The sequence below is a fragment of the Nocardia sp. NBC_00565 genome (assembly GCF_036345915.1).
Classification (GTDB): domain Bacteria; phylum Actinomycetota; class Actinomycetes; order Mycobacteriales; family Mycobacteriaceae; genus Nocardia.
In genome coordinates this window covers 8,408,823-8,433,099 of the sequence record NZ_CP107785.1, presented here as the reverse complement: position 1 = coordinate 8,433,099, position 24,277 = coordinate 8,408,823, and the positions used below count along the sequence as shown (strand labels likewise).

General features: G+C 66.1%; 19 protein-coding genes and 4 tRNA genes. 9 read left to right on the top strand and 14 right to left on the bottom strand.

All coding sequences use genetic code 11. From position 1 onward, the window contains the following. Positions 1–39: 39 nt before the first annotated feature. A complete protein-coding gene (locus OG874_RS38960) occupies positions 40–960 on the bottom strand; it encodes a sigma-70 family RNA polymerase sigma factor (RefSeq protein WP_330252037.1) in 921 nt (306 codons plus the stop codon). Positions 961–1,053: 93 nt separating this feature from the next. Between OG874_RS38960 and OG874_RS38955 the strand changes: the two genes are divergently transcribed. After that, on the top strand, positions 1,054–1,623 hold the full coding sequence (locus tag OG874_RS38955; RefSeq protein WP_330252036.1) for a GNAT family N-acetyltransferase: 570 nt from the start codon (positions 1,054–1,056) through the stop codon (positions 1,621–1,623). A gap of 40 nt (positions 1,624–1,663) precedes the next feature. On the opposite strand, the gene OG874_RS38950 is transcribed toward OG874_RS38955, so the two are convergent. From OG874_RS38950 to OG874_RS38930, 5 genes are all read right to left on the bottom strand, one after another. Next, positions 1,664–2,755: a 3-deoxy-7-phosphoheptulonate synthase gene (locus OG874_RS38950; protein ID WP_330252035.1), complete on the bottom strand. Its 1,092-nt coding sequence runs from the start codon at positions 2,753–2,755 to the stop codon at positions 1,664–1,666. A 181-nt stretch (positions 2,756–2,936) separates the two neighbouring features. Beyond that, positions 2,937–3,407 carry a carboxymuconolactone decarboxylase family protein gene (locus OG874_RS38945; protein WP_330252034.1) on the bottom strand — a complete coding sequence of 157 codons (471 nt, stop codon included), beginning with the start codon at positions 3,405–3,407 and terminating at the stop codon, positions 2,937–2,939. Positions 3,408–3,557: 150 nt separating this feature from the next. After that, positions 3,558–4,436 carry an oxidoreductase gene (locus tag OG874_RS38940; protein ID WP_330252033.1) on the bottom strand — a complete coding sequence of 293 codons (879 nt, stop codon included), beginning with the start codon at positions 4,434–4,436 and terminating at the stop codon, positions 3,558–3,560. Between the two features lie 187 nt (positions 4,437–4,623). Next, positions 4,624–5,934 carry a salicylate synthase gene (locus OG874_RS38935; protein WP_330252032.1) on the bottom strand — a complete coding sequence of 437 codons (1,311 nt, stop codon included), beginning with the start codon at positions 5,932–5,934 and terminating at the stop codon, positions 4,624–4,626. A gap of 71 nt (positions 5,935–6,005) precedes the next feature. Beyond that, positions 6,006–6,770, bottom strand: a complete 765-nt coding sequence (locus OG874_RS38930; RefSeq protein ID WP_330252031.1) for a DUF2127 domain-containing protein — start codon at positions 6,768–6,770, stop codon at positions 6,006–6,008. A gap of 145 nt (positions 6,771–6,915) precedes the next feature. On the opposite strand from OG874_RS38930, the gene OG874_RS38925 reads away from it, so the two are divergent. After that, positions 6,916–9,372, top strand: a complete 2,457-nt coding sequence (locus tag OG874_RS38925) for a glycerol-3-phosphate 1-O-acyltransferase (RefSeq protein ID WP_330252030.1) — start codon at positions 6,916–6,918, stop codon at positions 9,370–9,372. Beyond that, positions 9,372–10,835: an HAD-IB family hydrolase gene (locus tag OG874_RS38920; RefSeq protein ID WP_330252029.1), complete on the top strand. Its 1,464-nt coding sequence runs from the start codon at positions 9,372–9,374 to the stop codon at positions 10,833–10,835. The genes OG874_RS38925 and OG874_RS38920 overlap by 1 nt, the downstream gene beginning before the upstream one ends. Here OG874_RS38920 and OG874_RS38915 read toward each other — a convergent pair. From OG874_RS38915 to OG874_RS38895, 5 genes are all read right to left on the bottom strand, one after another. Beyond that, a complete protein-coding gene (locus OG874_RS38915) occupies positions 10,832–11,605 on the bottom strand; it encodes a polyprenol monophosphomannose synthase (RefSeq protein ID WP_330257608.1) in 774 nt (257 codons plus the stop codon). The two genes, OG874_RS38920 and OG874_RS38915, sit on opposite strands and share 4 nt — an antisense overlap. A gap of 828 nt (positions 11,606–12,433) precedes the next feature. Continuing rightward, positions 12,434–12,510, bottom strand: a tRNA-Phe gene (locus tag OG874_RS38910). 58 nt (positions 12,511–12,568) lie between these two features. Further along, positions 12,569–12,642, bottom strand: a tRNA-Asp gene (locus OG874_RS38905). 29 nt (positions 12,643–12,671) lie between these two features. Next, positions 12,672–12,744 (bottom strand) — tRNA-Glu (locus OG874_RS38900). Between the two features lie 93 nt (positions 12,745–12,837). Then, positions 12,838–13,503 (bottom strand): TetR family transcriptional regulator, encoded by a 666-nt coding sequence (locus OG874_RS38895; RefSeq protein WP_330252028.1) that lies wholly within the window; start codon positions 13,501–13,503, stop codon positions 12,838–12,840. An 849-nt stretch (positions 13,504–14,352) separates the two neighbouring features. Here OG874_RS38895 and OG874_RS38890 point away from each other — a divergent pair. The 4 genes from OG874_RS38890 to OG874_RS38875 all read left to right on the top strand — a co-directional run bounded on the left by OG874_RS38890 (position 14,353) and on the right by OG874_RS38875 (position 18,179). Next, positions 14,353–14,425 (top strand) — tRNA-Lys (locus OG874_RS38890). A gap of 172 nt (positions 14,426–14,597) precedes the next feature. Then, entirely contained in the window at positions 14,598–15,167 is a 570-nt protein-coding gene (locus tag OG874_RS38885; RefSeq protein ID WP_330252027.1) for a DUF937 domain-containing protein, read from the top strand. A gap of 279 nt (positions 15,168–15,446) precedes the next feature. Then, positions 15,447–16,409 carry an acyl-ACP desaturase gene (locus OG874_RS38880; RefSeq protein ID WP_330252026.1) on the top strand — a complete coding sequence of 321 codons (963 nt, stop codon included), beginning with the start codon at positions 15,447–15,449 and terminating at the stop codon, positions 16,407–16,409. Positions 16,410–17,312: 903 nt separating this feature from the next. Further along, on the top strand, positions 17,313–18,179 hold the full coding sequence (locus tag OG874_RS38875) for an SDR family oxidoreductase (RefSeq protein ID WP_330252025.1): 867 nt from the start codon (positions 17,313–17,315) through the stop codon (positions 18,177–18,179). Positions 18,180–18,334: 155 nt separating this feature from the next. Here OG874_RS38875 and OG874_RS38870 read toward each other — a convergent pair whose 3' ends face one another. Genes OG874_RS38870 through OG874_RS38860 form a run of 3 tightly spaced genes read right to left on the bottom strand, consistent with a single transcriptional unit; the run spans position 18,335 to position 20,638 of the window. Then, on the bottom strand, positions 18,335–19,504 hold the full coding sequence (locus tag OG874_RS38870; RefSeq protein ID WP_330252024.1) for an MAB_1171c family putative transporter: 1,170 nt from the start codon (positions 19,502–19,504) through the stop codon (positions 18,335–18,337). Beyond that, a complete protein-coding gene (locus OG874_RS38865; RefSeq protein WP_330252023.1) occupies positions 19,501–20,004 on the bottom strand; it encodes a hypothetical protein in 504 nt (167 codons plus the stop codon). The genes OG874_RS38870 and OG874_RS38865 overlap by 4 nt, the downstream gene beginning before the upstream one ends. Before the next feature lie 22 nt (positions 20,005–20,026). Then, the gene (locus OG874_RS38860; protein ID WP_330252022.1) at positions 20,027–20,638 is read right to left on the bottom strand and encodes a helix-turn-helix domain-containing protein; all 612 of its coding nucleotides are present in this window, start codon (positions 20,636–20,638) and stop codon (positions 20,027–20,029) included. 51 nt (positions 20,639–20,689) lie between these two features. Between OG874_RS38860 and dusB the strand changes: the two genes are divergently transcribed. Then, the gene (gene dusB / locus OG874_RS38855; protein WP_442943199.1) at positions 20,690–21,838 is read left to right on the top strand and encodes a tRNA dihydrouridine synthase DusB; all 1,149 of its coding nucleotides are present in this window, start codon (positions 20,690–20,692) and stop codon (positions 21,836–21,838) included. A 214-nt stretch (positions 21,839–22,052) separates the two neighbouring features. After that, the gene (locus OG874_RS38850) at positions 22,053–24,224 is read left to right on the top strand and encodes an LCP family protein (RefSeq protein ID WP_330252021.1); all 2,172 of its coding nucleotides are present in this window, start codon (positions 22,053–22,055) and stop codon (positions 24,222–24,224) included. The last annotated feature ends 53 nt before the right edge of the window (positions 24,225–24,277 follow it).

Here is a 24,277-nt window from a genome sequence, read left to right as displayed (position 1 = left end):
GGTACCAGGTCGGGCGATGAGGGCACGGCCTGGTACCGCTCAGCCGAGACGAACGCGGGTCAACTTCTCCGGATTGGCGAGATCGTAAGCACCGCAGATCAATCCGTCGCGAACAGCGAATCCGACCACCCGCGCCAGACCGTCGAGACGCCCGTAGCCCGGGGCCACCCGGTACAACACCAGACCCAATTGCCCATTGACCGTCGCGAATTCGTATTCCAACGTCGGCTCCGACGAACCGTCCATCCCGTACTTGCGCAGCAGGCCGAGGAAGAACCGGCCGACCTTGTCCGCGCCACCGACAACATTCACGGCAGTCGAAGTGGTGCCGTTCGCATCGCCGACGATCACCGAATCCGGGTGCAGCGCAGCGGTTACCGCGCCGATATCACCGGTCGCGAGGGCATCCATGAATTTCCGCACCGCGGCCGCATGCTCACCATCCGGAGCGGGCGGCGGGGCCTGCGCGACCGACTTCCTGGCCCGCACGGCCAGTTGACGTGCGGCCTCCACCGAAACACCCAGTATCTCGGCGATCTCGTCGAACGGCACCGAAAGTCCGTCGTGCAGTACGAATGCCACCCGCTGCGACGGCGTCAGCCGCTCCAGCACCACCATGGCGGCAAGACTGCATTCCTGTTTGCGGACCACCACCTCCAGCGGGTCCGGCGCGCTCGACCCCGCGATACCGGTCACCACCGGCTCCGGAAGCCACTGCCCCACATAGCTTTCCCGGCGCACCGCGGCTCTGCGTAGGTGGTCCAGGCAGATTCGGCTGACCACAGTGGTCAGCCAGGCCCGCAGATCCTCGATCTCGGATTGACGCGCACCGGCCAGCCGTAGCCAACTCTCCTGCACCGCGTCTTCGGCGTCGCCCGCGCTGCCCGTCAGCCGGTATGCGACCGAGAGCAGATGCGCCCGATGCGATTCGAACAAGTCGGCGAGTAGAGCGGCAACCACCGGGTTGATTCTACGGTCCGTGCGATCCGCCTCAGCGCCCGGTCCTGCGAAAACCCGATGAGGTGAGCTACCCCCGCATGACACCATGCTCCAATGGAGGATCACCCGCTATCCGACGGAACCGTCTGGCTGTCACGGCCGACCGAGGCCGATATCGACGCCATCGTCGAATGCTGCCAGGAGCCGACGATCGGCGAGTGGGTGACGATCCCCGTGCCCTACCACCGGGAGCACGCCGAGGCCTTTCTCACCGAGATGGTCGCGCCGGGCTGGGCCGCCGACAGCCCGATCTGGGCGGTGCGGCGCAGCGCCGACGGTCCGGTTGTCGGAATGATCGGCCTCGGTCAACGTGATGCATCGACCCGCGAGATCGGCTTCTGGCTGGTACCCGCACACCGCGGCTGCGGATTGATGTCGCGCGCGATTGCGCTGGTGTGCGAATTCGGTTTCCACCCGGACGGATTGGCGCTGGCCCGGATCAGCTGGCGCGCCTTCGTCGGCAACCATCGCTCGGCCGCGGCCGTGCGCCGCAACGGTTTTCACTATGAGGGCATGACCAGGCTCGGCAGCCTGCAGCGCGGTGTCCGCCGCGACACCTGGCTGGCCGGACGGCTGGCGACGGACCCGTCCGGCCCGGCCACGGATTGGCCGCCCGGGATCTGACCGAGCGCCCCGGCTTTCGCCGGGGCGACGGGCCTCGGTATCAGCGACTGCGGCGCTGCCGCACCGCGTCGGCGAGCCGGTCGAGCTGGGCGGCCGTGGTGTCCCAGTCGATGCAGGCATCGGTGATGGACTGGCCGTAGGTCAGTGCGTCGGCGTGGCCGAGGGTCAGATCCTGGCGGCCCGCGACGAGGAAACTTTCCAGCATCACACCGACGACGCCCGGCTCACCCGCGGCCAACCGGCCCGCGATATCGGTGACCACGTCGACCTGCTTGTTGTGATCCTTATTGCTGTTGCCGTGGCTGGCGTCGACCACGATCCGCTGCGGCAGCGCGGCCTTCTCCAACCGGACGCGGGCCTCGGCGACCGAGGCGGCGTCGTAGTTCGGGCCGGTGCTGCCGCCGCGCAGGATCACATGGCAGTCCGGGTTGCCGGTGGTGCGGATCAGCGCCGAGCGGCCGTCCAGGTCGGTGCCGGGGAACACGTGACTGGCGGCGGCGGCCCGGACGCCGTCGACGGCCACCTGCACATCGCCGTCGGTGCCGTTCTTGATGCCGACCGGCATGGACAGCGCACTGCTCAGCTGGCGGTGCACCTGGCTGGCCGCGGTGCGCGCGCCGATGGCGCCGTAGGAGACCAGGTCCGCGATGTACTGCGGGGTGATCGGGTCGAGGAATTCACAGGCCACCGGGAGGCCGAGGGCGGTGATGTCGACCAGCACCTTGCGGCCGATGCCGAGGCCGGTGTTGACGTCGAAGGAGCCGTCCAGGTGCGGATCGTTGATCAGCCCTTTCCAGCCGAGGGTGGTGCGCGGCTTCTCGAAGTACACCCGCATGACCACGTGCAGCCGATCGTTCAGCTCGGCGGCCTTGGCCGCGAGGCGGCGGGCGTAGTCCAGCGCGGCGGCGGGATCGTGCACCGAGCACGGCCCGACGATCACCATGAGGCGATCGTCGTCACCGTTGAGCACATCGACGGTGGCCGTGCGACCGGCGCGGACCACGTCCGCGAGCGAATCCGTGATCTGGTGTACCAGGCGCACTTCGGCCGGTGAGCGCAACGGGCTCACGCTGAGAGTGCGTTGATCATCGAGATCGGAATGCCGCGCGTCGACGTCGGCTGCGGTAGTCATCGTTGGTGGGTTCCTTTACTTCAAGGCCGACCCACGGATGCGGAACCCGTCGAGCCGGTCAGTATCCGGCTCGGGGTGGAAGTGAGGTCAGCGCATGTGGTTGCCGCAGACCGGCCCACCCAGGGCCGGTTCGCTAAACCAGAAATAGAAGCGCTGCACGTCGGCAACTGTAGCAGAGGTGTCACCCCCACTGGCCGGGCTGGTAATCGCCCGCCGGCGTGCGACTGATCACGTTCATCCGGTTCCAGGCGTTGATCATCGCGATGGCCGCGATGAGGGCCGCGATCTGATCGTCGTCGTAGTGCTTGCGGACCTGCTCCCACACCGCATCGCTGACGGCGCGGCCGTCGCCGATGCGGGTGGCCTCCTCGGTGAGGGCCAGGGCGGCGCGCTCGGCCTCGGTGAAGACGGTGGCCTCGTGCCAGGCGGCGACAAGGTTGAGCCGCACGGACGTTTCGCCCCGGTGCGCGGCGTCCTTGGTGTGCATATCGGTGCAGTAGCCGCAGCCGTTGATCTGGCTGGCGCGAATCTTGACCAGCTCATAGGTGGCGGCGGGCAGCTCGGACCCTTCGACGACCTTGCCCGCTGTATTGAGGCGCTTGATGAAGCTGCCCGCGACCGGGTTGGCGATGAGGTTGAAGCGCTGTTCCATGATGTGTGCCTTTCCATTCCGTTGGGGTCACAGAGACGACGACGTGGCACAACGCGGTGTGACATCGCCAAATGTGACCTGCATCACGGAGATGGGCGGCCGAGACCTCGACCGAACGGACTCCGGCCGAATCGCGGATTCGGCCGTCGTCTACTTCCCGAAGGCGAAGGTGACGCCGGTCAGCTTCTCCGACAGCTCCCACAGACCGCGCGCGACTTCCTCGTTCTTGGACGCCGCGCTGGAGTCGCACCGTTCGGGGTAGCCGCGCATCCCCTGCCATCCGCCCGGCCCGTAGAACGCACCCGGTTCCGCCGACTCAGTCGCCGCGAAAAGCTCTGGCAGCGTACCCATCTCGGCGCTCTGCGCCAGCAGCCGGTTGCCGAGCGCCATGAGCGTGTCCTGAATCGACTCGGTGTGCGACTGCAGCTCCGTCGCGGCGTAGCCCGGGTGCGCGGCGACCGAGATCTTCGACGAACCCGCGGCGGTCAGTCTGCGTTGCAATTCGTAGGCGAACATCAGATTGGCCAGCTTCGCCTGCCCGTAGGCGGACCAGCGCTGGTATTTGCGGTGCTCCCAGTTCAGATCGTCGAGATCGATCTTGCCCGCGCGGTGCGCGCCGCTGGACACCGTGACCACGCGGTCGGAAATCTTGTCCAGCAGTAGACCGGTCAGCGCGAAGTGCCCGAGATGGTTTGTGCCGACCTGCATTTCGAAGCCATCGGCGGTGCGCCCCGCCGGCACGGCCATCACACCCGCATTGTTGATCAGCACGTCGACCCGGTCCACCGAATCGGCGAACGCGCGCACCGAGGACAGGTCGGCAAGATCGAGCTCGCGCACCTGCGCGCGCTCGCCGATTTCCCCCGCCACCTTTTCCCCCTTGGCCACATTCCGACAGGCCAAGATCACCTGCGCACCGGCTCCCGCCAATGCGCGCACGGCCGCCGCACCGAGCCCGCTGTTCGCGCCGGTGACAATGAACGTCCGGCCGCCCTGATCCGCGATGTTCGAGGTATCCCACCTGCTCATACTCGGAAGTCTAGTCTTGGGCGCGGCGACTCTCGCCCGCTACATCTGAGCGGGCACGTAAGCCCCGGCTGACGGAACGATCGGGGGTGGCGTGAGTCCGAGGTACGCCACCCCCGATCTTCACCCGGCTATCGCCGAGTTGCCCCGGCAGATGATTCGGAACCGAGCCCGATTCTGATGGGTGCGATTACGCCTTGACGACATAGGGCGCGATGCTGCCGAGCTTTTCGCAGGTCTCCTCGAATTCACGGTCCGGCCGGGACTGTCCGACGATGCCCCCGCCCGCCCGCAGCCAGGCGCCCTCGGTGGTCTGATAAACCGCACGCAGGACCAGCGTGGCCTCCATCGCACCGCTCGGCGAGATCGTCACCACGGCACCGGAATACAAACCGCGCGGCGCACCATCGAGCCGGAACACCGAATCCACGGCCTCGCGCTTCGGAATACCGGAAGCGGTGACCGACGGGAAGAGCACCTCCAGCGCGTCCCAGCTGGAACGGTCCGCGGCCAACCGCCCGCGGACAATGGAGGCCAGATGCTGCACGCTGCCGCGCTCACGGACAGCCATGAAATCGGAGACGGCGGGTGTCCCGGGTTCGGCCACCGCGGCGATCTCGGCAAACGAGGTCTGCACCGAAATCGCGTGCTCCACGATCTCTTTGGGGTCGGTGACGAGGTCGGCCCTGGCCGCCATATCGGCGGCCTCGCCCAGGCCGAAGGCGCGGGTTCCGGCGAGCGGCTCGGTGGTGACCATCCGATTCTCGTCGACGGCGGCAACCAATTCCGGGCTGAATCCCGCCGCCGCGAGCCCGCCGAGGCGCAGCAGGAACGACCGCGCCGGAGTGTTGTTGGCGCGACCGAGCCGGTAGGTGGCGGGCACATCGACCGCGAACGGCAGATCGACCTTCCTGGAAAGAATGACCTTCTGATAACGCCCGGCACCGATCTCCGCGACCGCCGTAGCGACCCGATCGCGATAGCCGGTCGGATCGAGACGCACGTCGACCGGATACGCCTGTGCCTGTTCGGTGTCCTGCGATGCGGCGATGAGATCGTGAATGTCATTGGCCTCGGCGGGTGTCGCGCCGGAGATCCGCACGCCGGATTCGCCGACCCGCACCTCGATGCGCGGAATCATCAGATGCGCCAGTGCCGTTCGCGGATCCAGATGCCGGGTCGCGTCCAATGCCCATGCGCAGAACTCGAATCCGATCCAGCCGTAGGCCTGCCGACCGCCGAGCGGCAGCGTGCCGAGGGCGCGGTCGATGACGCTCGCCGGGCTGCCCTCCCACGCCGTGGTGGTGCCGCGTCCATCCCAGAGCACCCGCAGTTCGTTCGCGTCCAGCGCGACACTGCCGAGTGGATCCGCCGCGAACACCCACTCACCGGGGCGTTCGTACATCACGTAGTCGCCGAAGCGCTCGGCTGCCGCCAGCCGGGACATCGCTGCCGCCGGATCGGTCACATACTCAACGCGCAAGCGCTCCGTGGTCGACAACGGTCCTCCAAAGGTTATGCTGACCTAACTTCAATAGGTAAGGTTAGCATTACCTGGCTAGAACGCCACGGCTACTTCGCAGGCACCGCCAGCGCCGAACGCTCGACGCTCAGCAGACTCTCCGTGCTGTGCTCGGCGTGGTACGCGGCCCCGCCACCACGCAGCCCGAACAGCCGCTTGCTGTAGACCAGCCAGACCACCGCGGCGATATTGATCAACAGCGCGCCGATGCGCAGCACGGTGATCTTCTCGGTCAGCTCGTAGATTTCCAGCGGCAGGAAGATGCTGGTCGCGACGACCGCGAAGTACTCACCCCAGCGCTTCACGAGCCAGAGCCCGAGCGCCTCGATCGCCTGCAGTCCCGCATAGGCGAGGATGCCGATCGCCACCCAGAGCAAGGTGGTATTCGACAGCGAGAAGGCCTCATCGATCAGATGCACGAGCTTGGATCGGTCGATATCCCACCCGATCTGGTCGGCCAGCGGCCGCAGCAGCGGCAGTTCCTCATCGAAGACCGCCCGCATGTCTTCGCGCGAGGAACGGAATTTGAAGACGGCGAGCGCGGCCACCACCAACAGCAACCCGCGCACCAACCGTTCGATCGCCAGCGCCCGCATCAGCCAGCGATCCCGCAACAGCCGCCCACGCGGCACCTCCGGCGCATGATCGGCGGGTCCGGACCCGACCGGTTCGCCCGGCACGAATGTGCCACAGCGCAGACACCGCCACGCGACACCCGCCACGGTCTCGACGCGCAGCCGATCCGCCAATTCCGGCTCATCCGGCGCATAGGTGTAGTGGCCGTGCCAGCCGCACGCGCGCAACGCCCAATCCATGCGCGCAGCCTAGTTCGAGCTCATGATCGGCCGCGATCGATAGCACCGTGTCGAAACCTCGTGGGGACTCGCCCGGCGGAGTTCCTGCGCGGAATCCCCTGGCGGGCTTCAATAGGGGGATCGGCAGTTGCGGAGGGACCAAGTCATGATCGATCACCGCGGGGACACGCCCGCTCCGGCTAGAGCGACAGCACCCGAATCGGTGGTGGCGCTCATCGACGCGGGCTCCGGAGTGGAACGCGAACTCGTGGGCACGTGGCTGGCCGAGGGCGGTCTCGTGCACGACCTCGGCGTCGACGCACCCGTCACCCAATTGGATCTGGACTCGGGCGCGATCGCCGGGCGGCTGGTCGGGCGTCGCGACGATCCACTGGTGGTGCCGGTGCGCGTGCTGTGGCTGCCACCGGAACGCGACGGGGTTCGACGCATCACCTTCGCCGATATGGCCCTGCTGACCAACCCGCGCAAGCCGAACCGGCTCGCCCAACGCAGGCTGGTCGGCAAATCGCCGGACCGGCATGTGGTGCTCACCGGCCAGCCCGCCCTGCTCAGCGAACTGCGCGTCAATAACCCGGAGGCGGCGGCGCTGCTGATGAAGGGCTCCGCCGAGCCGTTCGCCCGTGCCATCGTGCGTGCGGCGGTGGTCGCGCTGGAACGCGCCGAACGCTCCATCATCGGCGACCGCTACAAGGTGCCGCGGCTGGTGGCCGAGGAGATTCTCGACTCGCCCGAATTCCTGCGCAGGCTCGAATTCATCGCCGATCAGATCGGTGCCAGTCCGCACGAGGTGTACCGGCGGGCGGAGAAGGCGCTGCGCGAACTCGTCGCCGCACAGAGCCGGCTGGTCTCGGATCTGTTCACCCAGGCGATGCGCCCGATCCACGCCTCGACCTGGAAGGTCGACAGCGACGACTCCGGTTTGGACGGTCTGCGCGAGCTCAACCGGCGCTATCCGCTGGTCTTCCTGCCCTCGCACCGGTCCTATGTCGACGCATTCGTGCTCGGTGATGTGCTGGCCCGCAACGACTTCCCGCCGAATCATGTGATCGGCGGCGCGAACCTGAGTTTCTGGCCGATGGGACCGATCGCGCGGCGCACCGGCACCGTCTTCATTCGCCGCAGCTTCGGCGACGACGAGGTCTACAAGGCGGTGGTCGAGGAGTACTTCGCCTACCTGCTGGCCAAGCGATTCAATATGGAGTGGTACTTCGAGGGCGGGCGCACCCGCACCGGGAAGCTACGCCCGCCGCGCTACGGGTTGCTGAATTATCTTGCCGCCGCGGTCCGTTCGAATCGCATCGACGATGTCCTGCTCGTCCCGGTCTCGATCACCTACGAGCGGCTCAATGAGCTCGGCGCCATCGCCACCGAGCAGGTGGGCGGGAAGAAGAAGCCGGAGGGGCTCGCCTGGATGGCGCGCTATGTGCGCAGCCAACAGCATTCGGCCGGACGCGTCTACGTGCGGTTCGGCGATCCGCTCTCGGCGCGTGATCGCCTTGCGGCATACGGGGATCCGCTCACCCCGCCGCCGATGACCATTCCGCTGCACCGCACCGAGCAGTCCGGGACCGAGCCGAGTAGTGCGGCCGAGTCCGCGGAGGTCGCCGAGCTGGAGCGAAAGGCCGTGCAGCGGTTGGCCTTCGAGGTCGCCGTCGGCATCAACGCGGTCACCCCGATCACGGTCAACGCGCTGGTCACCCTGGCCCTGCTCGGTGTGCACGAGCGCGCGCTCACCCTCGGCGAGGTGCGCACCCTGCTGGCGCCGGTGCTGCGCTATATCGAAAAGCGTGGGCTACCCAGTGGCGAGCTGGCGGCGTTGCGCGATGAGCAGAGTCTCGCGGTCGTACTCGAACAGCTGTCGCTGGCCAAGGTGGTGACGGTGTATCGCGGTGGGCTGGAACCGGTCTACTCGATCGAGGCGGGTGCGCATCTGGAGGCCGCGTTCTATCGCAACAACGCGGTGCACTGGTTCATCAACCGCGCGATCCTCGAATTGTCCATCCTGGCCGCGGTGGAGACGCGGGCGCCGGATCAGCTGCGGGCCGGATGGGACGAGGCGTTCCGGTTGCGCGATCTGCTCAAGTTCGAATTCTTCTTCCCGGAACGGGCCGAGTTCTCGGCCCAGATGACCGCGGAGATGCTGCTTGTCGATCCGGAGTGGCATCAGCGCACCGCCGAGGACACCCTCGGCGCGGACATTCTGAACAAGTTGACCGCCTCCGGATTCATCATGGCGCACCGCGCGCTGCGCTCATTCGTCGACGCGCAACTGGTGGTGGCCGAACGGTTGGCGGCCCGCGACAGCGGCGAGGAAATCGACCGCAAGGAATTCATCGACGAATGCGTCGCGGTCGGCAAGCAGATGCTGCTGCAGCAGCGGTTGCGCAGCCCCGAATCGGTCTCCACCGAATTGTTCACCAGCGCACTGAAACTCGCGGACAACCACGGACTGCTGACACCGGTGAGCCATGATTCGGCCAAGCGGAGGGCCGAATTGGTCCGGCGCAGAATCGAATTCGCCGACCAGCTGCGGACCATCGCCACCCGGATCGGGCAGGCAGCCACACTGGATCCGTTCAATCGGCCCGCACCGGGGGCCTGATGGCTGTGCAACCGGGTGCCGAGGTGGACGGGCTCCCAACAGATCTGGCGGCTGCCGTCGCCGCCATCCGATCCGGACCGCAGGGACCGGAGACCGCCGCGATCTTCGACTTCACCGGCGCTGTGGTGGATGGTTTCGTGCGGCCGCCGATGTGGCAGCGGGCATTCCGGCGCGGTGGCGACCGAACCCCCGCGAGCACCCTGCTCGGTGGCATCCGCAATGGGCTCACCGATGGTGAATACGGACGGTTTCTACAGCAGGCCGCGCACGACCTGGCCGGCCAGCAGGAAGCCGAACTCGACGAGCTGGGTCAGCGGCTATTCCAGAAAACCATCTACGGACACCTGTATCCCGAAGCCTGGCAGCTGATCCGGACGCACGCGGCCGCTGGCCACACCGTGGTACTCGTCACCTCATTGACCCGGTTCCAGGTCGAGCCCGCCGCCGCCGAACTCGGTATCGAGCACGTGCTGTACACCCGGATGGCGACCTCGGAAGGCGCGCTCACCGGCTATACCGATGGCAAGACCCTGTGGCGCACCGGCAAGGCCGACGCGGTCCGCGAATTCGCCGCCGCTCACGGCCTGGACATCACCCGCAGCTACGGCTACGCCGACAGCATCGCCGATCTACCGCTGCTCTCGGTGCTCGGGCATCCGGTCGCGGTGAATCCCGATCGCAAACTCGGTGTCGCGGCCGCGGAACAGCATTGGCCGACACTGACCTTCCGCCCCCGACAGCCGCCGCGCCCGAGCGACTACCTGCGCACCATCGCCGGATTCGCCGGACTGCTGGCGGGGGCATTGTTCGGCGTGCTGGCCAAGTCCTACAGCCGCCAACGCCGGAAGATGGCCGATGCGCTGATGGCCTACGGGACCGGTGCGACGCTCGGGGCGACCGGCATCCAGCTGCGGGTCACCGGCACGAAAAACGCGCGCGCGCCGCGGCCCGCGGTATTCCTGTTCAACCATCAGAGCCAATTCGACATCATCATCCTGCCGAAGGTGCTCGAGGGCGGGGTCACGGGCATCGGCAAGAAGGAGCTGACGAAGAATCCGATCTTCGGACCGCTGATGCGGTTCGTCGGGGTCACCTTCATCGATCGGGCGAATACCACGCAGGCCAAGGCCGCCCTTGCGCCGGTGGTGCAGACGCTGCGCGACGGGCTGTCGATCGCCGTCGCGCCCGAAGGAACCCGCTCCTACACGCCGGGCGTCGGGCCGTTCAAGAAGGGCGCGTTCCACATCGCGATCCAGGCCGGGGTGCCGGTGATCCCGGTGGTGATCCGCAACGCGGGTGAAATCAACTGGCGCAATTCGATGATCGCCCGCAAGGGCACCGTCGATATCGCCATCCTCGACCCCATCGACGTCAGCGGCTGGGATCCGAATGACATGGACGACATGGTCGAGGCCGTCCGGCAGCTCTACCTCGACACCCTGCTCGACTGGCCCGTCGACTAGACCGAGCGGCCGAACAGCAGCTTCCACGGCATCAGCGCCGATTCCAGCTGCACCTTGAGGCTCATCTTGGAGGCGCCGACGGTGCGCTCCTCGAACCGGATCGGCACCTCGGCGATCGCGATGCCCTTTTTCACGGTCCGGTAGTTCATCTCGACCTGGAACGAGTAGCCGTTACTGCGAATCGAAGCCACGTCGATGGTGCGCAGGGTGTCGGCCTGCCACGCCTTGAATCCGGCGGTCGCGTCCTTCACGCCGATCCGCAGGATCAGGTTCACGTAGAAGTTGGCCCACGCGGACAGCGCCTTGCGGTACCACTTCCACTCCTCGGCGGTCGACCCGCCGGGCACGTAGCGCGATCCGAGCACGACACCGGCATCGGTCAGCTTCTCCAGCATCGCCGGGATGACCTCGGCCGGATGCGACAAGTCGGCGTCCATCTGGATCACCACGTCCGCGCCCTCGTCCAGCGCGCGCGTGATCCCGGCCACGTAGGCCCGGCCCAACCCGTCCTTCTCGGTCCGGTGCAGCACGCCGACCACATTCGGCAGCTCGGCCGCCAACTTGTCGGCAACCTCACCGGTACCGTCCGGCGAACTGTCATCCACCACGAGCACATGCAGGTCGGGCACTGGTAGCGCCGTCAGCCGCTCCACCGCAACCGGCAGATTCTCCCGCTCGTTGTAGGTCGGCACAACAACGGTAACCCTCAAGGGTCGCCCTCCCTGCTCACCTGTTCCAGCCCGCAGGACCCACGACTGGACCCCGAGCATTCCTCTGATTGCCAAGAACCGTACTTGATCGACCTTTGGAGTACCTGAGCGCGCCCCCACCGCCCCCATCGGCATCTGCCTCGCCGGTCGCGCCGCGCACCGGCGTTCAGTGGCAGGTCAGCCTCGGCGAGTTACCCCGGTCCCCATGAAATCAGTTGTCACACAGCAAGCCTGGCCGTCAGATCACTTATCCCCATCCCGCCAATCCCGCTCCCGCGCATCCTCCCGAGCATTCCGCGCATGCACGATCTCCAACGCCCGCTCCGCAGTCTGCCGATCCGGATACGGCCCCATCCGATCCCGAAACCAACACTGCTTCCCATTCTCGGCCCGCTGATGCTTCAAGCAGTAGTACCACTTCTCCGCCATCCCCCCAGCATCCCACCGATGATCAACTCGGTTCCAGATTTCAAGTAACCCATCCGCGCAGCACCTAGGTACCCCGCAGCCAGTCCCTCTTCCACCCCTTGCGGAGCCGTCCGGCCGCGGGCGGGAAATCGAGCGCCTTGGTCAGTCCGGCAGGCGGGTGGCGGCGAATACGCCCTCGGATCTCGTTTCGTTCACTCCGTTGGGGACAACGGGTACGACCTGGAAAAGGTTGGGTCGGTCCACAACGAGCTGCCACCCGACAAGTGACAAATACGATGATCAATCACAACCGACCAAGCGGTTATCGATGAGCGAACGAGTCGAGAGTCGAACGTCACAATTCGGGGCGTGCGCTCCACATGCGATGAGTCCCGGTTCTCGGCGGTCAACAGCGGGCGAATGCCTCTGCGGGGTATGAACGCGAAAATCCCCCCGACCAGGCGATCTGTCAAGGGGATTTGGTGGCCAGGGCCGGGATCGAACCGGCGACCTTCCGCTTTTCAGGCGGACGCTCGTACCAACTGAGCTACCTGGCCGCAGGCACCCGTGGTGAATGCCATACGCGAAACGCCGGATTGCTCCGGCGCTTACTTGCGACCCTGACGGGACTCGAACCCGCGACCTCCGCCGTGACAGGGCGGCGCGCTAACCAACTGCGCCACAGGGCCTTGCGTTGCTACCAACGGCCCGAAGACCGTACCCCCTACGGGATTCGAACCCGCGCTACCGCCTTGAAAGGGCGGCGTCCTAGGCCGCTAGACGAAGGGGGCTCGTCCCGGATTTCTCCGGACCGGCTTCAACGGCTGTCCGTTGGGAGCTGGGATAGCTTATGACAGACCGGCCAGGTTTCCCAAATCGGCTGTTCAGGCTCCCAAACCGAGCTCTTCGAGCCGAGCCTGCGCGCGCCAGCCGTCGTTGCGGAACCTCTCGGCCCACTCCGGGGTGGCCATCGCCTCGACCACGACCTCGAGCGCCTCCTGGAACCGGGCGCGCAGATCGACCCCGCTGCCGAGCATGTCGACCATGTAGCGCTGGCCGGCCAGCGCGGCGGAGAGGGTGCGGGTGAAGCGGTCCGGATCGGCCGTGGCACGCAGCTGCCCCTGATCGATGGCACGGACCGCGAGCGCTCTGGTCGCGCGGCCCATGATCCGACCGCCGCCGGTCTGCACGTCGCGATAGAAATCCGGCTCGATGATCAGCCGGAATTCGGCCTGCACGATGATGTCGTGCTCGAGCCGCAGTGCCATCTCGTCGATCATCCCGTGCAGGACGTCGAGTGGACCGAGATCCGTTCTGGCCAGCCAACGCTCGGCCGATGCGCGGTACCGTTCGACCGCCGTCTCGAGTACGGCGCGTGCCAGATCTTCCTTGGAATCGAAATGAAAGTACATGGCGCCTTTGGTGGCGCGTGAACCTTCCAAAATGCGGTTGAGCGATGCAGCGGCATAGCCGCTCTTCCCGAACTCAACGGCGGCGGACCTGATTATCGCCGCGCGTGTCCGGCGGGCCCGCTCTTGCTGCCGTGCCATGCTCGAAACGCCTCCGAAGCCTACTCGTCGCCAATAGGTGCCCCAAAAGGAACGGACCCGTGGCGCGAAGTTATGAGTTTTATCAATACTTCAAACCGGGTTTTCGCCCAGTTTCAAACTTTCGGTACGAAAACTTGCGAAAATCCTGAAACACACCAGCTGGTATAGTTTTCCTGCCCAGGTGCGCCGCAGGGGGTGCGCACCTGGGCATTACTTCGTCTCGGATCTGCCTCCCCCGGCGTCGACTCGTAGGAAGTCGCGATCGGCCGTACCGGTCGCGACACGTTCGGGCACACCAACGATAAGCCGAATTCCGGATCGCCGGGTAAGTCGGCGATTTCTCCGTAATTCACCAAGTCGTCACCGTACCCGGAATCACCATCCGACACGCGGCAAACCGAAGACCCGAGCTGCCGAAACATCCGGATATCTGTTACAGCAAACATCGCGCAATCACGCAATGGGGCCATCCGGATTTCCGAATTCGACAGCGACGCAGCGCTGTTCACCCGACTCGACCAGCGGACCGATCGCGCCCGCATCGAACGCGCGACACCCGCCCGGCGCCTCCGCGCATCCCCCCGTGCGCCGACCCTACACCCCCTGCAAATCCAAAGACATTGGTACGCAACATGATTGGAATGGTAGCCCGGGGCGGCCGGATTGAACAAAGCTGGGTCCCAAATGTTTACCGGCAGCATCGCCACCCGCGCATATCGTGTTACCCGCTGCCACAGCATGACTCGGCACCGGCCCCGGCAACCCCGAGCGAACCCGACCGCGGCCCACCCGACACGACCAGCCCCCGGTTACCCGATCCACGCCCGGCCCACTACACTGTCCCTCCGCGCCCCTATAGCTCAGTTGGTAGAGCTACGGACTTTTAATCCGCAGGTCGTAGGTTCGAGCCCTACTGGGGGCACTTTGTCAGGCGTCCGGGTTCGTACCGGACGCCTGAGCCATTTTCCGGCCCGCCACCCGCGCGACGCGTACCCGGGCGGGCCAGGAAACAACACACTCCGCGCGGGCTTTCCCCTACTGTGTGGCGCGTCCCCGCACACCGGGGGCATCCCCCGACAAAACAGGTGGAGCTGATGACTTCCTTCGATGATTTGCTCTCCCAGGTTCCCATCGCACAGATCGCCGACAAGTTGGGCGTCGACCAGGCCACCGCGACCAATGCGGTAAAGGCGGCGCTGCCCACGCTGCTCGGCGGATTACAGGCCAAGGCGACCGAACCCGAGGGCGCGGCCTCCTTGGCCGGCGCACTGGACCAACACGGCGACCTTGTCGAAGGCGAGGGCGCGGTCGATATCGACCAGGTCGATGTCGGAGATGGGTCGAAGATCGTCGACAAGGTGTTCGGCGCGGAGAAGAACACCGTGATCAGCGCGCTCGGCGCGACCAAGAGCGCCGGGTGCAACGATCTGGTGGCCAAACTGCTGCCGATGCTTGCCCCGATCGTGATGGCCTATCTGGCCAAGCAGATGTCCGGCGGCGACGCCGCGGCACCGCAGACACAGTCGGGCGGCGGCATCGGCGACATACTCGGTAGTCTGCTCGGCGGCAGCGGCAAGAGCGGTGGCATCGGCGGCGCGATCGGAGAAGCGTTGGCCAAGAACGCCGATGGTGCGCTCGGTGGCCTTTTCGGGGGCAAACGCTGAACAACGCACGCACGTCCGACACCCCGGACTTTGTGCGGTGAAGCACCCCGGGCTAACGACTCTCGGCCGGTAGCGATAAACCCATCACTGCGGGCCGAGGCCATACACTCGGGACGGTCGCCGAACGCCAACGCTGGCGTATGACGTGTATCACGAGCATCGATTCTATGACAGATGCGTTTCGCATCACACCTACGGTGCCGTAAGGTATGGCCGAATCGGCACGGTCTACCCGGGGGACTGACCAACAAGAGCCACGCACACATGAAGGGTTTGTATATGGCAAGGGATCTGACTCAGCTCGAGCTGCTCACGGAGTTGGAGCCGGTTGCCGAAGGAAACGTCAACCGGCACCTCTCCCTGGCAAAGGAATGGCATCCCCACGACTACGTCCCGTGGGACCAAGGCCGCAACTTCGCCGCGCTCGGCGGCGTGGACTGGGACCCGCAGCAGTCCCGACTCAACGAAGTCGCCAAAGCGGCCATGATCACCAACCTGCTCACCGAAGACAACCTGCCCTCCTACCACCGCGAGATCGCCGAAAACTTCTCCCAGGACGGCGCCTGGGGCACCTGGGTCGGCCGCTGGACCGCCGAGGAAAACCGCCACGGCATCGTCATGCGCGACTACCTCGTAGTCACCCGCAGCGTGGACCCCGTCGCCCTCGAACAAGCACGCATGATCCACATGACCAACGGCTTCGCCTCCCCGACCGAGGCCGACGCCGGATTCCTGCACTCGGTCGCCTACGTCACCTTCCAAGAACTGGCCACCCGCGTCAGCCACCGCAACACCGGCCGCGTCTGCGACGATCCCACCGCCGACCGCATGCTCCAACGCGTCGCCGCCGACGAAAACCTGCACATGATCTTCTACCGCAACATGTGCGGCGCCGCCCTGGACCTGTCCCCCGACCAGGCCATCGAAGCCATCACCCTCATCCTGGAAAACTTCCAGATGCCCGGCGCCGGCATGCCCAACTTCCGCCGCAACGGCGTACTCATGGCCAAACACGGCATCTACGACCTGCGCCAACACCTCGAAGAAGTCATCCAACCCGTCCTCAAGAAATGGAACATCTTCGACCGCACCGACTTCACCCCACGCGGCGAAGCCGTCCGCGAACGACTCGCCCTGTTCCTCGACAGACTCGCCCAAGACGTACTCAAATTCGAAGAACAACGCGACCGCATGCTCGCCCGCGAAGCCAAGAAGCGTGAGTTCGCCGGGGTCGCCAGCTGATCTCGGACCTACCGCAAGCGCAACGCGCCGCCGTCGGATTCTTCCGGCGACGGCGCGTTTTCGTTCACGGCTAATTCGATCGCGGGCTACGCATCGATAGTTACTCGATATGATCGTGGTTAACTTCGTGGGAATGGCTACTGGATCGGCGTCCAGCTACTTCATCGGCCCGGCTACTTCATCGGCAAGCACCGTGGTCCGTGCGCCTTCCGGACGCTACGCATTCGTGGAACTCACATTCACGAACACATCAACCCGTGTGAACGCTGCCTTGATCCGAAAGCACCTTTGCGGCAATCGGTGTCGCCGTCGATGTGCACTTCAACGGAAACAGAATCCGTTCGAATTCGGACACTGCCGCATAAAACCTATTGGCCGACTGCGTAACGGTATTCGCCTTCTATCCAGGACGGGATGTCCGGGTAATTGACGGGCCGGCGCACCGACCGCGTATTCGGTAGCGACCTGTTCGGCCTTCTTATCCGCTGCCGCCTGATCGTTTTGGTCGGCGAGTTCACTACTCGCCGACCAGAAAATCCGGCGAGCACCGCGACCGCTCATTCGCGAGCATCACGACGAAGTGGTCCAAGCCTTCGCCGAGGTGATCGGCGCGCAGCCGGAGTGATCGGGTCGGCGCCGGTGTCCTGATCCGAGTGCTGCGGTCATTGCTTCGAGCGGCGCGGTCCTATCCGGGCCCGGCGGACGGACACAGACACATGGCACCGCTCTCGATGGATGGGTTCCGATAGGGACGCGCTGAAATCCCTATTCCGAATTCGCCGACGATTCCGGCGCGAACCTCGACACTTGGGGTATTGCCGCCGAACGGGCGGCGCGACTGGCCGCCGACGGCGCGCTGCGCTGACCGGCCACACCTCTCATTCAGCGTAGGAGGCCGAGACCATGACCAGCACATCGAAGGGTGACCCAGCGCTCACCGGCAAGGTTGTCGCGATCACCGGTGGTGCGCGCGGTATCGGCCGCGCCACCGCGGAGGCGTTTCTGGCGGCGGGGGCCGTGGTCGCGATCGGGGATATCGATGTCGAACTGGTGGCCAAGACCGCGGCGGAGTTAGGGGCCGATCCGGACGCCAAGATCGTCGGGCTGCCGCTGAACGTCACCGACCGCGCCTCGTTCGCCGCCTTCCTCGACAGCGTGGACAGCACGCTGGGGCCGCTGGATGTGCTGGTCAACAATGCGGGCATCATGCCGACCGGGCTCTTCGCCGATGAGGACCAGGCGATGACCGACCGGATCATCGATATCAACCTCAACGGCGTCATCCACGGCTCGCGGTTGGCCATCGAGCGGTTCAAGGACCGCGGCGGCGGGCACCTGATCAATATCGCGTCTTTGGCTGGGACACAAGGCTTTCCGGGCCTGGCCACCTACTGTGCGACCAAACACGCGGTGGTCGGGTTCACCTCGGCGCTGCATCTCGAGATGAAGGAGCACGGTGTGCACGTCGGGGCGGTGCTGCCCGGCATCGTGCGCACCGAACTGTCGGCCGGTGCCAATATGCCGGCTTGGATTACGCCGCTGACCACGGTGGATCCGGAGGATGTCGCGCAGGCGATCGTGAGATCGGTGCTGACCGACAAGCCGTTGATCACCGTGCCGCGCAAGCTCGCGGCGATCATCAAATCCGCGCAGCTACTGCCGTACCGGGCACAGTTGGGCGTGGCCCGATTCACCGGTGCGACAACGGCTTACGCGCAACCGGATCCGGCGGTGCGGGAGATCTACCACCGCAGACTCCGGGGCGACTAGAGGGTCTCGCGATCGGATCGGCTCATGCGGTCGGCTCGGCATCGGAGTGGGCGCGATCGTGCAGATCGCGGCGAGCCTGCGCATAACCGGATAGCGAACCCGCGATCACCCGGTTACGCAGCTCGATTTCAATCGACAGTGCAGTCTCGATCGCCTCAGCTGGACCTCGGCGTTTCGGGGCGTTCGATCTCGAAGGATCGCAGGGCGCGGCTGACATGTTCGAGCCATTCGGCTTCGTCGAGCAGCGTATCGGTGCCGCCGTGTTCAGCGGACAGGGTCATCGTCGTGTTGTGCCGGGGCGGGTCGCCTGCTTGCTTGGCCTGGATCGCGGCCGCGATGACGGCTGCCTCGATCATCGGGCCGCGCTCATGGTCGGGTAAGCCGAGCGCGTCGGACCGCTCGGCGGCGAGTTGTCGCGCCCGTGGATCGGCATACCCGCGCAACGCCAGTTGCGCGTCCCGAATGTCGATGACTCGGCGACAGAGCCGAAATTCGGCGTCCCGTAAAGGATTCCATTCGCGGCCGGCGGGCAGGGGCACAGCGCTGGTGGTGCCGGTGGCCGATGTCAGGTGCCGGCTCAGCGCGCTGAGTTGCCGGTCGGCTCGGTGGCATCGGTAAGCGTGCAGCAGCGCCTCCAGGAACTCACCCCCCGAGGGCAGTGCCATCCCGGTGATGACGATGAGCAGTCCGGTTACGGTGAGTAGCCCGTCGACGATGGCGTATATCGGCCGGGGTGGGTGGCCGAGATCGACGGCGACGAGCACGTAGCCGAGGAAGGTCAGGCGCGCGATCACGGCGATGCCGCCCAGTGCGATTACCCGGAATCCGATGCCCAGCCACGGTTTCGCGGTGAGTGCGGCGTAGCGGAACCCGAACACGACCGCCGCGACGGCGCTGACACCGACGTAGCAGATGAACAGATACCGATACTGGGCATCGTTCGCCGACGTCGGCGGGAACGCGGCGAACAGTGCGACGACTGCGACGACAACAACAACGAATCCCGCGTAGCACAGCGGTGACCTGCGGCGCGCGATCTCGGTCCGGGTCGTGAGGTACACAAACCATATCTGGCTCGCGCACACCGCGAGCATCGCGGTGACGTCGCTGAGCAAGATACCGAGTGTCCGAATATGGGTGTGGTGGTCGATGGCATCGGATTCGAGCCAGATCAACATGGTCGCCAGGATCGCGCCGGCGAAAAGCGCACTCGCACGGTGCATCCCGTTGTCGGAATCCCGCATGATATCGCGAGCCTTGATGGCCAGGACGGCACCGCAAGCCAGCGCCGTGAGCACGATGAGGAGAATCGGGTCGGGGGTCACAGTGAGTTGTCCAAGCGGCGGACTATGTCAGCGATCGCCGGATCGGCAGCGACGGTGACCGGCTGGCTCGACCGGTGCGCGCGCCGCAGCAGCAATGTCGCCGTCATCTCCGCCTCGGTCTCCTGCTCGGTCGATCCGCAGGACCTGGCCAGAACCTGTCCTTGGATCTCATGGGCGATGTGCACGAACACGCAGTGCCGTCGATCATCGCCGATCGGCTGACCCGTGTGCCCGAAGAGCAGATGCGCGAATTCGTGGAAGATGATCTGCTGGCGGTGAATCGGACTAGCGGACTCCTCGTAGATGACCGAATGCCCGTGTTCGTCGGTGATCAGCAACCCGAGTGGACTGGCGGGCGGCAACGCCATCGGGATCAGTTCGATCCGTCTGCCCACCTGACTCGCCAGACGCTCACACACCTCGTCGATACCGAAACGAACCGGCAGCCCGAGCACATCGATTCGCCTTTCGCAGCGCTTGCGCAAATCCGTAATCCGCATGGCAGTCGAAGCTCTTCGCGCGCTACCGGTCGCTGGACGGGCCCGCGGGCAGTCGCTCCAAGCGCCGGAAACGGTTGATCACATCAGTGACCGCCGCCAGACTCTCGGCAGACAGGCCCGCCGCGCGCAACGCCACATCACGCACGCCCGCGTCCCGCATGGCAGTCAGCAGATCCAACTCGGCATCGACCTCGCGACTGGTCTCATCATCGAAGAAGTAGGCAGGCGGAACCCCGAAGAATCGAGCCAGCGCGCTCAAGTGCCGATAGGTCGGATTGTCTCGTTGACCGGTACGCAAATACCAGACATAGGAGCCGGACAACTTCACCCCCTGATCGCGGGCGATCGCGGTGGCGACCTCCTCATTGCTGAACTCGCGACCGTCCGGCCTGCGCACGACATCGAAAAGATGGGTCAATCTCGACGCCAACGCTGAGGCTGTTTCGTCCACCGGCCGCCTTCCCGTCAACTGGAATGCCTTCCAACCATTATCGCTTGACGTCCGTTGACAGGCCAGACCGGGCGTGGTGGCGGCAACCTGCGCATACACCTGCCCCTGAATGAACTGCCGGACCAGCACCGCGGCGACGCCCATCACCGCGGCCCGAACGACCAGGCGTGGGCAGGCACACATCGGACAACGGTGGCATCGGCCCTGGTTCGTCCGGATGAGAGACTGGTGGGCGTGACGATTACTGCTGAGGCGAAGAGTGTGCTGCGGATCGGGCCGTATCCGGTCGATCCGGCGGTAGTGCTCGCGCCGATGGCGGGCATCACCAACCTGGCGTTTCGGAAGTTGTGCCGTGAGTTCGGCAGCTCTACTTCGATCTATGTATGCGAGATGATCACCGCGCGGGCCGTGGTCGAGCGCAATGAGAAGACGCTGCACATGATGTCCTTCGACGAGGACGAGCACCCGCGCTCCATGCAGCTCTACGGTGTGGATCCGGCCACCCTCGGCGAGGCCGTGCGGATCATCGTCGGCGAGGGCTGGGCCGATCACATCGACCTCAATCTCGGCTGCCCGGTGCCCAAGGTCACCCGGCTGGGGGGCGGCGCCGCGCTGCCGTACAAGCGCGCGCTGTTCAGCAAGATCGTCAACGCGATGGTCGCCGGCGCCGAACCGGCCGGTGTCCCGGTGACGGTGAAGTTCCGGATCGGCATCGACGACGACCACCTGACCTACTTGGACGCGGGCCGCATCGCCGAGGCGGAGGGCGCCAAGGCCGTCGCGCTGCACGCCCGCACCGCCGCGCAGCGCTACTCCGGCCAGGCCGACTGGTCGGCCATCGCCCGGCTGAAGGAAGCCGTCCAGACGATCCCGGTGCTCGGCAACGGCGATATCTTCGCCGCCGCCGACGCGGTGCGCATGATGGACGAAACCGGTTGCGATGGAGTCGTTGTCGGGCGCGGCTGCCTGGGCCGCCCGTGGCTGTTCGCCGAACTGCAGGCGGCATTGCGCGGTGAGCCGCTGCCCGAGGCGCCGAATCTCGGTCGCGTCGGGGAAGTGCTGTACCGGCACGGCGCACTGCTGTCCGAACATCTCGGCGAGGACAAGGCCATGCGCGATCTGCGCAAACATATGGCCTGGTATCTGATGGGCTTCCCGGCCGGCGCCGACCTGCGTCGTTCCTTCGCGACGGTCGCCAGCCTGACCCAACTGCGGGACCTGATCGGCGAACTCGACCCGACCGCCCCATTCCCCAGGGACGCCGAGGGACCACGCGGTCGCCAGGGCTCGCCGGGCAAGGTCGCGCTGCCATACGGCTGGCTCGACGATCCGGACGACGCGGCCGTACCCGAGGGCGCGGATCTCATGCACAGCGGCGGCTGACCGATTCGAGCGATCGCAAACAAACAGATGTTTTCCGTAATCCGATCGATCGAAACCCTCCGACCAGCAGTCATCCCAATGCGAAACACCACCCCGGCCAGTCGATTGCGTACTCGGCTGGCTCGTCGTGGCGGAATCGTTATCATTGGCGGAATCGGTCATGCCGGTCGAAAGCGGCCGAAACGGCAGCGGAGACGAAAAGCGAGGTTCGTTGGTGGGTGACGATCGGCACGGGCAGTCGCCACGGCCCGGAGGTCGCGCCCCGTGGGAGCGCTATCCCACGGCGGATAACACCGACCGGGACGGCGCTCGGTCGTCCCGTAGGGCTCGGCATACCGATCCCGAATCCGGCTCCGCCCCGCTGACGGTTCAGGATCTGGTGCAGAAGGTCGACAACGAACGCAGCGGGCGCAAGCGGCGGCCCTCGACGACTCCGGATAGCGCCGCACCGCCCACGTCGGCGAACCGGCGAGCCGAACCCGCGCCGAAGCCTTCGGAACCCCCGCGCCAACCCGACGCCCCGGCTCGTTCGCCGAGCACCGGGTCCGCGCGCAAAACCGACACGCCACCACGTCCATCGAGCCCCGCGAAGAAGGCGGACGCCCGCCCGGCCGGCCCCGCCCGCCGACCCGCGTCATCCCCGGTCGTCGACGACATCGCGGGCACCCCGACATCCGCCCGCCCCGCCACGAAGCGCCGCACCGCAACCGGCTCGGCCGCCGCCAAGGAACCACCCGAGGTCGTCACCGACGTCATCACCCCGGTCGCCGACACCCCGCGCACCAAGAAGCGCGCCAACGGCTGGCCGACCACCGACTCGGACGCCGCCGAGTCCGCCGCACCTTCGACCCGTGTCGGCATGTCCCGGCTGGCGGCGAGCAGGCAGCGCCGCAACAAGCGCCTGCGGCTGGCAGGCCGGATCAGCATGACGATCTGCGCGGTGATCGCGCTACTGGTCACCGGCGGCGGTTGGAGCTACCTGCGCTCGACCGCCAACGGCTTCACCCAGGTCTCCGCCCTCGACGACCACCCCGAGGACGTCCTCGACTCGGGCGCACAGCTCGGCGACGAGAACTACCTGCTGGTCGGCACCGACACCCGCGCAGGCGTCAACAGCCAGTTGGGCGCGGGCACCCTCGACGATGCCGAGGGCTCGCGCGCCGACACCGTCATGCTGGTGAACATCCCCAAGAACCGCTCCCGCGTCGTGGTCGTCTCGTTCCCCCGCGACCTCGACGTCACCCGGCCGCAGTGCAATGGTTGGGACAACGACAAGGCCGAGTACACCAACGAGGTCTTCCCCTCGGCCATGGGCGACAAGCTCAACGCTGTCTACGCACTCGCCGGACCCAAGTGTCTGGTCAACGTGATCCGCAAGATGACGGGCCTGAGCATCGGCCACTTCATCGGCATCGACTTCGCCGGCTTCGAGGCGATGGTCGACCAGGTCGGCGGCGTCGATGTGTGTACCCCCAAGCCGATCGTCGACGGCATCCTCGGCACGGTGCTGGAGAACCCGGGCCCGCAGCGCATCAACGGCGCGACCGCCCTCAACTACGTCCGCGCCCGGCACGTCTACGGCGAGGAGCGCAGCGACTACGACCGGATCAACCGGCAGCAGCGCTTCCTGGCCTCACTGCTGCGCGGCGCACTGTCGGGCCGGGTGCTGTTCGATCCCGGCAAGCTGAACGGCTTCATCTCCGCGTTCACCAGCCACACCTTCGTGGACAAGGTCCAGCCCACCGATCTGCTGACACTGGGCCGTTCGCTGCAGAAGGTGGACGCGGGCGCGGTCACCTTCCTGACCATCCCGACCGCGGGCACCACCTCCTACGGCAACGAGATTCCCCGCGAATCCGATATCAAGGCGATCTTCCGCGCCGTCATCGACGATCAGCCGTTGCCCGGCGAGAAGAAGTCGACACCGGCCCCCGGTTCGATCCCGTCGTCCCAGCCGGCGCCGCCGAAGCTGATCGCGGTCGATCCGAGCACGGTGTCCCTGCTGGTCTCCAATGGCTCGGAGACCGCGGGCGCGGCCAATAAGGCGGCGACCAAACTGGGCAACCAGGGCTTCCAGATCTACAACACCGGCAATTACTCCGGTGGCAATACCGAGGTGGCCACCAAGGTGCGCTTCGGGACCGGACACGAGGCGGAAGCGGCCACAGTGGCCAGTGCACTGCCCGGTGCGTCGCTCGAGCAAGCGAGCACACTGGGCGGCATCGTCGAGGTGGTGATCGGCGCCGACGGGGGCACTGTTCGCGCCCCCACGCCGGTCGGCGATCCGATCTCGAACGTGCCCTCCATCACCTCGGCGAGTGAGGCCCCGGTCACACTTCCCTCGGATCTGGAACACGTCAACGCGGCCGACGACACCTGCAAGTAGATGCGGCCGGAGCTGGGGCAACACCGCCGCTAATGTTCGGCACCACCCATTAA

Excerpts from the sequence above, each read along its gene's own strand:
- OG874_RS38955 (WP_330252036.1), top strand. The coding sequence starts at position 1,054 with ATGGAGGATCACCCGCTATCCGACGGAACCGTCTGGCTGTCACGGCCG.
- OG874_RS38950 (WP_330252035.1), bottom strand. The coding sequence starts at position 2,755 with ATGACTACCGCAGCCGACGTCGACGCGCGGCATTCCGATCTCGATGAT.
- OG874_RS38945 (WP_330252034.1), bottom strand. The coding sequence starts at position 3,407 with ATGGAACAGCGCTTCAACCTCATCGCCAACCCGGTCGCGGGCAGCTTC.
- OG874_RS38940 (WP_330252033.1), bottom strand. The coding sequence starts at position 4,436 with ATGAGCAGGTGGGATACCTCGAACATCGCGGATCAGGGCGGCCGGACG.
- OG874_RS38930 (WP_330252031.1), bottom strand. The coding sequence starts at position 6,770 with ATGGATTGGGCGTTGCGCGCGTGCGGCTGGCACGGCCACTACACCTAT.
- OG874_RS38925 (WP_330252030.1), top strand. The coding sequence starts at position 6,916 with ATGATCGATCACCGCGGGGACACGCCCGCTCCGGCTAGAGCGACAGCA.
- OG874_RS38920 (WP_330252029.1), top strand. The coding sequence starts at position 9,372 with ATGGCTGTGCAACCGGGTGCCGAGGTGGACGGGCTCCCAACAGATCTG.
- OG874_RS38915 (WP_330257608.1), bottom strand. The coding sequence starts at position 11,605 with ATGCTCGGGGTCCAGTCGTGGGTCCTGCGGGCTGGAACAGGTGAGCAG.
- OG874_RS38895 (WP_330252028.1), bottom strand. The coding sequence starts at position 13,503 with ATGGCACGGCAGCAAGAGCGGGCCCGCCGGACACGCGCGGCGATAATC.
- OG874_RS38885 (WP_330252027.1), top strand. The coding sequence starts at position 14,598 with ATGACTTCCTTCGATGATTTGCTCTCCCAGGTTCCCATCGCACAGATC.
- OG874_RS38880 (WP_330252026.1), top strand. The coding sequence starts at position 15,447 with ATGGCAAGGGATCTGACTCAGCTCGAGCTGCTCACGGAGTTGGAGCCG.
- OG874_RS38875 (WP_330252025.1), top strand. The coding sequence starts at position 17,313 with ATGACCAGCACATCGAAGGGTGACCCAGCGCTCACCGGCAAGGTTGTC.
- OG874_RS38865 (WP_330252023.1), bottom strand. The coding sequence starts at position 20,004 with ATGCGGATTACGGATTTGCGCAAGCGCTGCGAAAGGCGAATCGATGTG.
- OG874_RS38860 (WP_330252022.1), bottom strand. The coding sequence starts at position 20,638 with ATGTGTGCCTGCCCACGCCTGGTCGTTCGGGCCGCGGTGATGGGCGTC.